The organism is Salipiger bermudensis HTCC2601, from assembly GCF_000153725.1.
GTDB classification, from domain to species: domain Bacteria; phylum Pseudomonadota; class Alphaproteobacteria; order Rhodobacterales; family Rhodobacteraceae; genus Salipiger; species Salipiger bermudensis.
This window is the reverse complement of sequence record NZ_DS022276.1, coordinates 38503-48438: the sequence shown is the minus strand read 5'-3', so window position 1 is coordinate 48438 and position 9936 is coordinate 38503. Positions and strand designations below refer to the sequence as shown.

9 protein-coding genes and 1 tRNA gene are annotated in these 9936 nt (G+C 64.8%); 2 read left to right on the top strand and 8 right to left on the bottom strand.

The features are described from left to right. Window positions 1-96: 96 nt before the first annotated feature. A complete protein-coding gene (locus R2601_RS00190; RefSeq protein WP_007791763.1) occupies window positions 97-396 on the bottom strand; it encodes a hypothetical protein in 300 nt (99 codons plus the stop codon). 37 nt (window positions 397-433) lie between these two features. Next, a complete protein-coding gene (rlmB, locus tag R2601_RS00185; RefSeq protein ID WP_007791761.1) occupies window positions 434-1213 on the bottom strand; it encodes a 23S rRNA (guanosine(2251)-2'-O)-methyltransferase RlmB in 780 nt (259 codons plus the stop codon). 130 nt (window positions 1214-1343) lie between these two features. Here rlmB and R2601_RS26740 point away from each other — a divergent pair. Further along, window positions 1344-1427: transfer RNA gene (locus tag R2601_RS26740), tRNA-Tyr, on the top strand. A 436-nt stretch (window positions 1428-1863) separates the two neighbouring features. Further along, window positions 1864-2550: a hypothetical protein gene (locus tag R2601_RS00180; protein ID WP_040544160.1), complete on the top strand. Its 687-nt coding sequence runs from the start codon at window positions 1864-1866 to the stop codon at window positions 2548-2550. A gap of 385 nt (window positions 2551-2935) precedes the next feature. Here R2601_RS00180 and R2601_RS00175 read toward each other — a convergent pair whose 3' ends face one another. From R2601_RS00175 to R2601_RS00155, 6 genes are all read right to left on the bottom strand, one after another. After that, a complete protein-coding gene (locus R2601_RS00175) occupies window positions 2936-3868 on the bottom strand; it encodes an IS5-like element ISRssp5 family transposase (protein ID WP_007791754.1) in 933 nt (310 codons plus the stop codon). 384 nt (window positions 3869-4252) lie between these two features. Beyond that, entirely contained in the window at window positions 4253-4999 is a 747-nt protein-coding gene (locus tag R2601_RS26580) for a hypothetical protein (protein ID WP_144266885.1), read from the bottom strand. A 434-nt stretch (window positions 5000-5433) separates the two neighbouring features. Next, a complete protein-coding gene (locus tag R2601_RS00170; RefSeq protein ID WP_040544961.1) occupies window positions 5434-5955 on the bottom strand; it encodes an acyloxyacyl hydrolase in 522 nt (173 codons plus the stop codon). A 101-nt stretch (window positions 5956-6056) separates the two neighbouring features. Next, on the bottom strand, window positions 6057-7505 hold the full coding sequence (locus tag R2601_RS00165; protein ID WP_007791744.1) for a trehalase family glycosidase: 1449 nt from the start codon (window positions 7503-7505) through the stop codon (window positions 6057-6059). A gap of 89 nt (window positions 7506-7594) precedes the next feature. Then, complete coding sequence (locus tag R2601_RS00160; protein WP_007791742.1) at window positions 7595-7945, bottom strand: hypothetical protein; 351 nt, start codon at window positions 7943-7945, stop codon at window positions 7595-7597. Window positions 7946-7998: 53 nt separating this feature from the next. Continuing rightward, window positions 7999-9933, bottom strand: coding sequence for a caspase family protein (locus tag R2601_RS00155; RefSeq protein ID WP_254656020.1), 1935 nt, complete (start codon window positions 9931-9933; stop codon window positions 7999-8001). Window positions 9934-9936: the final 3 nt, after the last annotated feature.

Here is a 9936-nt window from a genome sequence, read left to right as displayed (position 1 = left end):
GCGGGAGGGGGCGCTGCCCCTCTGCCGTCCTGGGCGCATTCACCCCCGAAGGTATTTGAACCAGAGAAGGGGCGGGGCGGCGCGGGGTGGTGCAGGTCAGTCGAAGATGTCTTCGAGCAGGTCGAAGAGGCCCTTGGCGGCCTTCTTGCCGAGGCTCTTCTTGCTGCGCTTCTTCTGTGCCTTGCGCAGGGCCTTGGCGCGCGTCTTTGCCTCTTTCTCGGATGACGTGGGCCGGTGGCGCGGGGCATCGCGGTCGACGGCCTCGGGGCGGAGTTGCTTGAGCTCGTGCAGCGGCGCGCCGCAGGAACTGCAGGCAAGCTCGTGCCGGCCCCGGTCGAGGACCAGCGCGGCGCGGGTGCCGCAATAACTGCAGGTGGCGATCTTGGTGCTGGGCATCGGGTCGATATGGGCGCGAGAGGCGCGCCCGGCAAGGTCAGGGCCGGGCGGCGTAGAGGGCGACCGCGGCGGCGTTGGAGACGTTGAGCGAGCCGAAGCCGCCGGCGAAATCGATGCGCACCAGCTTGTCGACGGTGGTCTTGGTCTTTTCGCGCAGGCCCGGGCCCTCGGCACCGAGCACCAGCGCCACCGGGCGGTCGCGCAGCCCCTCGAGCGCCTGCTCGATGGTGCCTTCCGCTTCGCCGTCGAGGCCCAGCACGAGATAACCCATCGTCTGCAGTGTGCGGATTGTGTCGGCGAGGTTGCGCTCGCGCAGGTAGGGCTGCCGCTCGAGCGCGCCGGAGGCGGTCTTGGCCAGCGCGCCGGTCTCGGGGGCGGAGTGGTGCTGCACGCCGATCACCGCCTGCGCGCCGAACACCTCGGCGGAGCGCAGGATGGCGCCCACGTTGTGGGGATCGCTGACCCGGTCGAGCAGCACGAGACGCGCCGGGCGGTCGTCGTCGCGCACCGCCACGTCGTCGAGCCGGCCCCAGTCGAGCGGCTTCACCTCGAGCGCCGCGCCCTGGTGCACCGATTGTGGATCGAGCGGGGCGCCGAACTTGCGCGGGTCGTGGATCTCGGGGGCGATGCCGGCCTCGGCCACCGCGTCGGCGAGCTTGGCCTCGGCATTGGGGGTGAGGATCAGGCGCAGCTTCTCGCGCCGCGGATTGAGCAGCGCATCGCGCACCGCGTGCAGGCCGAAGAGCCACACGGTTTCGGCGGACCTGGCCTTCTTTGCCTGTTCCTTCTCGACCACCCATTTCGGTTTCTTGACCATCTCGCGCCTCTCTTCCTGCGGTGCCGTTCCCTTGCCTTTCCCTTGTCTTCGCCGCAAGGGATTTTCCTGTTGACGCCGGTTTGCGGCTTTTGTAGTCAGCGCCACACGCCGGCAGCGTCGGCAAGAAAGTGGGCGACAGGCCGCAAGGTGTGGCAGGGGACTGTAACTCCCTCGCGGAGACGCACGCTAGGTTCGATTCCTAGGTCGCCCACCACTTTCTCCCTTCCTAAGCAGACAAGACCAGCACTGATCTCTGATGACGGTATGCTTCGATATTGGGTCGGCTCTCTTGCGGACCTGGCATCGCGGCGTGCTGCCGTCGCGCCAGCGCTCGAGGTGAGGTCGTTTCGCGGCCCATCCCGAGCGGCACAGGAAAACGGCGCGCCTTCCAGCCCGATGCTCTGCCGACCCTAAGATCCTCTGATCTGCGCCTGTGGTCACTCCCGTGCTCTGCGCCAGCTTGCGGAGAGGCAACTTGCGACGAGTACGGGGCCTTCTTGTTAACGTTGCGTGCATAAAGGCTGCAGCTGTCCACAAACCCGAAAATCCGGTGGTATGGTCTTCCCCTTGTTGGATATGGGGCAGGGAAATCTGCCTGCGCAGCGCTAACTCAGCCAGACATCGCCTGCCGTCACGTTGGAGACCCCGGAATGATCCTGCCCGACCACCCGACTTTGCATCCCCGGAACCTTCGACGTACCTTTGAGGCGCGGGTTCCGCAGAAGGCATTGAGGGATCTTTGGACCCGGCTGCGCTTCGGACCCGGCGCGCCTCTCAGCGACGAGTGCATCTTTGTTCGTCCCGGCGATGTGCGGCACGTCTATGCGCCCGACAAAAGCGCGTCTGCGCCGGTTTTCAAACGCCGCCACAGCGGCCTGGTCCGCGGGGGCGACTGGGATCTGTCGCGCGAGCCGCTCCCCGAAACCCGGGCCATGCGCGTGGTGCGGGACCATTTCGTGCACGGCATGAGCTGGGCGGACACCGGGATCGTGGACTACCATCTCGCCATCATTGCGAAGAAGGGCGTCTCCGAGGGGTTGCGGTCGACAGAGGACATCATGGCACGGTACGAAACCTTCGACCGGGTCTTCGAAGAGGCCCAGCGGACCGGCAGGCTGCGCACGCGCCGCGAGCTTCCCGGATATTTCCGGCGGGAACACGAAGGCATCTTCTTCCACATCGCCCGGGACGGAGAGCCCCTTCGCGGAGGCGGGGGGCGGCATCGTTTCGCGATCGCGAGCATCCTTGGGCTGGCCAGCGTGCCCGCGCAACTGGGTGTCATCCACCCCGAGGCGCTACGCGCCGGGCATCTGGAGCGCCTGCGCAGCCCCAGCTGAGGACCGCAAGACCCGGGACGCAAGATCGCAGCTCGGCAGGCACGTTTCATGGGGGCTCCCTTCGTGCGTGCCCGCAGCCAAAGGAGAGCGGGGAGGCATTTCTTGCGTCCGACTTGCTGTCCGGCGGCGGGTCACAGATCCCGCCCGAGGTGCTGAGCTGGAATTCCTGCAAGCGGTGCGGGCGGGTAGCGTGCCCGGCGAAAGTGCAGTCCGGCTGGTCGGTCGGTGCCCAGAAGCTGAAATTTTCCGGAGACACCGACCAGCGAAAATCCGGGCGATGTGGCCTATGTCATATTTCTTGGTCGCCCAGCTCTTTCTCCCGTCCTGAACCGGCGTTGTTGGACAAATCAGCTGGTGACCGCAGTCCCCCTTTCCCCAGACACACCTATCCTGCGGCCACGGTCATCGGGATGCCGAGAGCCGTGAAGCGGTTCATGACCGCCGCGCGGATCTGGACCTCTGCCACTTGGCGGTCGAAGTCCCGTGACATCAGCCGCTGGCCGAGCTGCTTCACGCAGTTCATTTTCGTTTCGACCCGGCTGCGGCGGTGGTACCCGCTCCAATTCCGCCAGAGCGCCCTGCCCAGGTGCTTTGACGCCCGCAGGATTTCGTTGCGCGCCCGGGCTCCGGCAGTGTCCGGCTCCCATGGCCTCGCGGTCCGCCTCGGCGGAATGACCGCTGCCGCGTCACGGGCGGCGATGGCATCGTGGCAGGCGCGCGTGTCGTAGGCGCCGTCGGCCGTCACCGTGGCGATCTCCTCCTCCGCCGGAATCTGGGCGAGCAGATCTGGCAGCATCGGCGCATCGCCGACATTGCTGGACGTGACCTCGATGGCCCGGATCTCCAATGTTTGCTCGTCGATCCCGAGGTGGATCTTGCGCCACACACGCCGTTTCGAGCCGCCATGCTTGCGCGTGTGCCACTCGCCTTCGCCCTCCACCTTGATGCCGGTGCTGTCTACTAGCAGGTGAAGCGCCCCCTTGGAGCCGCGATACGGGATGCTGACGTCCAAGGTCTTCTGACGACGTGACAGCGTGCTGAAGTCAGGAACGGACCACCCCAGCCCGGACAGTTCCAGCAGGCTCGCCACGAACCCCGTCGTCTGGCGGAGCGGCAGCCCGAGGAGGACCTTGAGGGTGAGACAGGCCTGGATTGCGGCGTCGCTATAGGTTTGCTGGCGACCGCGCCGCCCGGACGGCGCCGCTTTCCATTGCATCAAGGGATCGAACCAGACGGTCAGCGATCCGCGCCGCCTCAGCGCCTGATTGTAGCTGCGCCAGTTGGTGGTCTTGTAGGTCGGCTTCGGAGGTCTGCTCATGCTGCCCGGCTAGCATGCTGGATTCACGAGATGAATCCCCTAGATTTGCGCAACAACGCCTCCTGAACCGACAAGAGCCAGTGCACAGGCTTCACGCGGGCGTGGGGGCCGCCTCTGGAAGAACATCCGCGTTCGGCACTGTTCGCTGTGGTCTGCCATTCGAAAGCGACTCAAACTTATGGGTTTTCTGAATCCTGCCGGAAGGCCATGCCACGTAATCCCGGCACCAATGCCAAGCATTCGCGTCCCAAACTAAACCTTCGGTGCCGGACACCCGACGGTTCGCTGAGCGGACCTTCCCGCCGCTCGCCAGATTCGATGCAACGACAACAGCAGCCCGAAGCGGACTTCAAGTTGTGGCTACGAAGCACACAATTTAGTGCTCTAGCCACATTCCGAGTAAAATTCTGTACTAAAATAGCCACGGTTAAAGCTAAAATGATAAGTAAGGTCGTTCGTAAATAACTCTGTATCAACCTCTACTCCGAGATCCCTCGAGATCGCAATAATTTCTGTAGTCACAAGTTCTGGTGACGAAACCTTGAACTTAGCAGACATGCGAAACCCACGACTCTCACGAGCAAAGTCCTTCAACCTGAATCTTATGCTATACACCCGGGCGTGGCTTGGCATCATCAGCCCTATACTATAAAACGGTTCGAACAAGTAAGGCTGAATTATTTGCTGTTCTTCACCTAAAGGTCCGATCGCTCTAAATTCTACATCTTCTAAAGAGACATTCGCCGAGAAGTCGGACTTATTCAACAAGCAAAACCCTACACTAGCCAACTGTTGCGTGTTGTTGGCCTTATACGCAGTTATTTCTACACTTGGCTGTGCTTTTTGTATTAGTTCAAGAATCTTAATGCGCTGATTGATAGTATTTTCTGATTTTTCCTGACGTGCAATAGAAATACTTAAATCGTTGAGTGATGCAATCTGATTCTGGCTCTCGCGCCGCAGGTCAAGCATACTGCTCTCTAGTTTCAGCCTGCCCTCTTCTAATAGATTGCTTCTATAGCCTGAAAAATATAAGGAGATGCATGAGGCGATTGTCGAAATTGAAAGCAACGAGTAAATAACAACTTTTTCAAAACGGCCCAATCCTGACGGCGCTTGCTCAATTGCCACGTCAAATCCCCTCCGTTTTTGACTCTGGAAACACTAGGTTGTTACACACGCTGAAGCAAGGAGGATTGACCGCGCCGCACTGTCGTTTCTGACAGGCCACAGCGGTGGAAGTCAGTTGCCGAAAGTAGGCTTTGGACTGTACGTTTGAATTTGCAATGCCGCTTCTGCATCATTCCTGCCGCTCGTCACCGTCGCAGCATCAGTCAAAGAGGGCTCTTTTCGGTCATTCGCTGTGCCAGGCACGAACGGCCGTTTTCCTTTTCCCATGCGATTTGGGGCAGCGATCTGACACAGACGTCGGTTCTCTTGGCACCTGACACTCCCGCCTCCGCAGAGCTGCTGGACATTGCCCCCGGTCGATCCCGAGCGGCAAAAGAAAACGGCCCGCCTCGCGGGGAGGGGGCCGTCCGGGTGGTTTGGATCCGGGTGCGGGGTCAGCGCAGCGGTATGCTGACCTTGAAATTCACCGTCTCCACGCCCGGGTTCTCATCATAGATCCCGGCATTGGAGCGGTGGTCGTAGCTCACCGCGTAGCGCCAGCCGTTGCGGTTCTCGTAGCCCAACTCGATGCCCGAGCGGAATTCGATCGGGCCGCCCAGGTCGAAATCGTCAGCCGCGGCGTAGAGCCCGGGCATGGCGTGCAGCTCGGTGTAGAACGGGCTCTTTCCGAAGGTGGTGCCCCAGGTCCAGCCATAGCCGACCCACGAGCCGCTCTCCTCGCCCCAGGACAGGCCCACGGCCTGGCCGAACGGGCCGATCATGCGGGCGAAATCGTACCGCATCGAAACCTCGAAGCCCTCTTCGGCGCGCCGCTCGATCACGTTGCCGGCCGAGAATGAAAGCCGCGACTCCTGCTCGCCGGCCCCGAGGCAACCGGTTGGCGTGCCGCAGTAATTCGTTCCCATATCCGTCAGACCTGCTACCAGAAGCAGCACTGCAAAGGTGCCATCTGCCATCTTGACCTCCAACTGTCTTTGCCGACCTGCATGGCGCAGATCGGGCGCCAAGTCCAGCACGGGGCGCTGGCGACGCGCGACGTTGGGAGGGGGACAGGCGCTTAGCCGTCCTGCGCCGCAAGGTCGAGATAGACGCCGTTGGTCCAGCCGAAGCCGTCCTGCAGCTCGTATTCGCCGCCGCCACTGCGCGAGAGCGGGTCGAGCACGTTGTATTTCTCGACGAATTTTCCGGTCTCGCGGAACACCGTGTCACAGGTGGCAAGCCAGCGGGTGCGCAGGGTCTCGGCCAGCGCATCGAAGCCGTAGCGGCGCAGGCCCTGCACCGCGATCCATTGCAGCGGGGCCCAGCCGTTGGGGCTGTCCCATTGCTGGCCGCTCTCGATGTCGGTGGTCAGGAGCCCGCCGGCGCGCAGCAGGTGGCGCTCGGCCCAGTCCGCGGTGCGCGCGGCCTGATCGGGCGTCGCGGCACCGGCCCAGAGCGGGAAGAGCCCCGCCGCGCTGGTGATCGGGATGCGCCCGCCATCCTCGATCGAGAGGTCGAAGAAATAGCCGCGCTCGGGGTCGAAGAAGCGCTGCGAGATCGCTGCGCGCCGGGTCTCGGCCGCGGCGGCGTACTGCGCGGAGCGGTCCGGCGCAGCCAGTGCGGTCGCCTCGGCCAGCAGCTCTTCTATGCGCAGCATCAGGCAGTTGAGATCCACCGGCCAGATCCGCGTGGTGCGGATGGTGCCGAGATCCGCCGGATCGTTCAGCCAGCGCGAGGAGAAATCCCAACCGCTCTCGCAGGCGGCGCGCAGGTCGCGGAAAAATCGAGGATGGGCCTGCGCATGATTTTCCCAGTCGAGATCGGTGGCATACATCTCGATGCGCGGGCCATCGCCCGCATCCCAGTAGCGCGCCAGACCTTCGTGGTTGCGCGGCGTCTCCATGAAGAAGCGGTACTCGGCCTCCATCGCTGGCAGGTAGCGCGCGAAAGCGCCCGCCGGATCGCCGGTGGCGCGGCCGAAATCGGCCACCATCGAGGAAAAGAACGGGGGCTGCGAGCGGGTCAGGAAATACGAACGGAAGCCGTTCGGGATGAAGCCGATCTCGTTCAGGGCATGGTCGAAATTGTCGAGCATGTCGCGCACCAGCGCGGTCCGCCCGCTGCGCAGCAGCCCCAGCTGGGTGAAGTAGCTGTCCCAGTAATAGGCCTCTTGAAAGCGCCCGCCGGCGATCACGTAGGGACGGGGCAGGGGCAACCGCGTCGACCGCTCTTCCGTGTCGTCGGCGGGGCGGGTGAGATGCGGCCAGACCGCCTCGAGATGCTGCCGCGCGTCATGATCGGGATTGGTGTGGTAGGCGTCGCCGGGCGCTTGTGCCGGGACGAACCAGCGATCGTAGAAGGCCTGCAGATCGACATGACCCTCCAAGCGCGCCCTGTCGTATGCCGCGCAGATCTCTTCCGCCGGCGCCCGCAGGATCGAATCCGAGATCGCCTTTTCATCGACCCACAAGCCCGAGCAATGCAGATCGACGAACAGATCCTTCAGGCTCTGGTCGAGATATTCCATGCTGGGCCCTTCCCGGTCGCTTGCCTTTGTGCCTGTCTAGGCCAGCGGGCCGGAAAAGGACAATGGTGGGGCAGCAGAACACCCCGGCCTCAGAGCGCGCCTTCGTCGCCCATGAACATCACCGAGGGGTTCGATCCGTCACTCGAGACGAGACAGCGCCACGGCGCACCGTTGGCGCCGACGCGCAGGTAGACGGCGGTCGCAGCCTCGGAGAACTCCGAGCCCACCGCGGTCACGACGCCCTCGGTCATCGATTCGAGCTCGGCCCGGCAGGCGCTGATCGCTTCGTTGCTGACAGAGCCGTCGAAGGTGGTGATGAAGGGCGGACCCGCCGGCGAGGCCTCCATCGGCGCGCTCGTCACGCTGCCGCTGTCCTCGACGCATCCCGCGAGCAGCGCGAGTGCTGTCAGCGCTGCGGTAAGCCTGAATGTCTTCGTCATGTCGGTGGTCCTCCGCTTGTGGTTCACGTGTCGTGGGGCCTCCGTCGCGGCGCTCAGTTCGCCAGCAGGGCGGCATCGAAGCCGCCGTTGCGCCACTTGGTGAGCGCGGCGGTGAAGTTCGGCCCCGGCAGCCCGTCGATGGCGCTGGCGTAGAAGCCCGCCTGCGCCAGCCGCGCTTGCACCGCCGAAAGCGTCTCGCGGGTCCAGTCCGCGCTGTTGCGGGTAAGCTGGGTCAGCACGGTGCCGTCATCCTCGGCCACCCCGCGCAATAGCGCGTCGGCGGCGGCATTCGGGTCGCGGGCCACGCCGCGCCCCTCGTCGAGCAGGATGGCGGCGGCGAGATAGCCCTGCGCCTCGCCGTCGCGGGCGGCGCGGCGGAAATAGTCGAGCGCCTCGGCCGGATCGCCAAGCGCGCCGTCCTGCGCCAGTACCCCGAGGTTGAAGGCCGCCTTGGGCGCGCCCTCGGCCGCGGCGCGCTTCAGGAGTGCGATGGCGCGGTCGGCGTCCTGCGGCAGCAGCTTGCCCTCGAAGAGGGTGATCGCGAGGTTGATCATCGCGTCCTGGCTGCCCCCCTCGGCGGCACGTTCGTAGAGCCGCATCGCACCGGGGATGTCTTGCGCCATGCCGGTGCCGTTTTCCTTCAGCTGCGCGAGGCTGACCATGGCGCGCAGGTCGCCGCGCTCGGCGGCGCTGAGATAGAGGTCGATGGCGCGCGACAGGTCGCCCGAGGCAGCGGTGGCACGGGCCAGCAGCGCCACGTAATGGCTGAGTTCCGGCGACTGGATCGCCGCCGCCGAGCAAGCCCGGATCGCCGCCACCGCGTTCTGTTGCAGGCGCGCGAAGGGCACGCCGGGATTGCCCGCAGTGGCGTCGCGCGGGTGGGTGGCAAGGCGCTCGCAGAGGGCGCCGTCCGACGCGCTCTCGAGCGGCGGAAGAAGTGCGATCAGCCGCTGCGCCTCGGCGTGATGGGCGCCCTCGGGGTAGCGCTCGAGATAGACCTCGAGCAGAGGGCGCAGGCGGCTGCGCCGGGCCAGCGCCCAGAACTTCTCTTCCTGTTCGCCCGACGCATCGGCCAGCCCCAGCGCGCGGGTGCTGAGGCCGGTATCGAGAAAGGCCAGCGCCTCTTCGGCATGGGCACCCTGCGGGTAGGTCTCGAGATAGAGCCGCAGGAGGTCGGGATCCTTGGCCCCGGTGGCCACCTGGTAGAACAGCGCCTCCTCGGACACCGTCACCGGGCTCTCGTCGAACATGAAGCTGCGGGTGAGCGACGAGTTCTCCCAAGGGATCTGCCGTCCGCCGGTGGCCGCCAGGACGTCGCGCCGCACCGAGATCATAAGCTCCGAGATGTCCTGCCCGGGGGTGTAGAGGTGGTGCAGCATGGCCTCGGTGAAGAAGCTGTTCCGTCCGGTGCCGTCATAGGCCACGTTGTCGGGCTGGGTGGCATAGGCGAACAGGAAGTTCGCGTCCGTCCCCACCCGCGCCAGCCCGTCTCCCACCCCCGGCGCATCCTCGAGCACCTGCCCGAACGGATTGTCACGGCAAGCGTCGAGGAAGATCAGCTTCATCCCCGGAGAGGCCTCCATCGCGCGCAGCACCTCGTTGATCGCCACCGTCTCCTCGGGAATGTCCGTGACGGTGCTGAGCGCAGCGTCGGTGGGCAGGAGGTAGTTGCGCCCGTCGACCTGGAAGGCGTGGCCGGCATAGTAGAACAGAACCACGTCGGCGCGCGCTGCGGCGGCGGCGAAATCGCGGGTGGTCTGGCGCATGCCCGCCTTTGTGAGGTTGCGACCGGTATGCACCTCGAACCCCAGCCCCTCGAGGGCCACCGAGATGTCGAGCGCGTCGTTTTGAGGGTTCTCGAGCCTGCCCACCGCCTCGTATTCGGAGTTGCCGACCACCAGCGCGACGCGGGTGTCGGCCAGGGCCGGTGCGGCAGCGAGGAAGAGCGTCGTGCAGAGCATTGCCAGCTGTCGTCCGGGTCGGGCCATGGC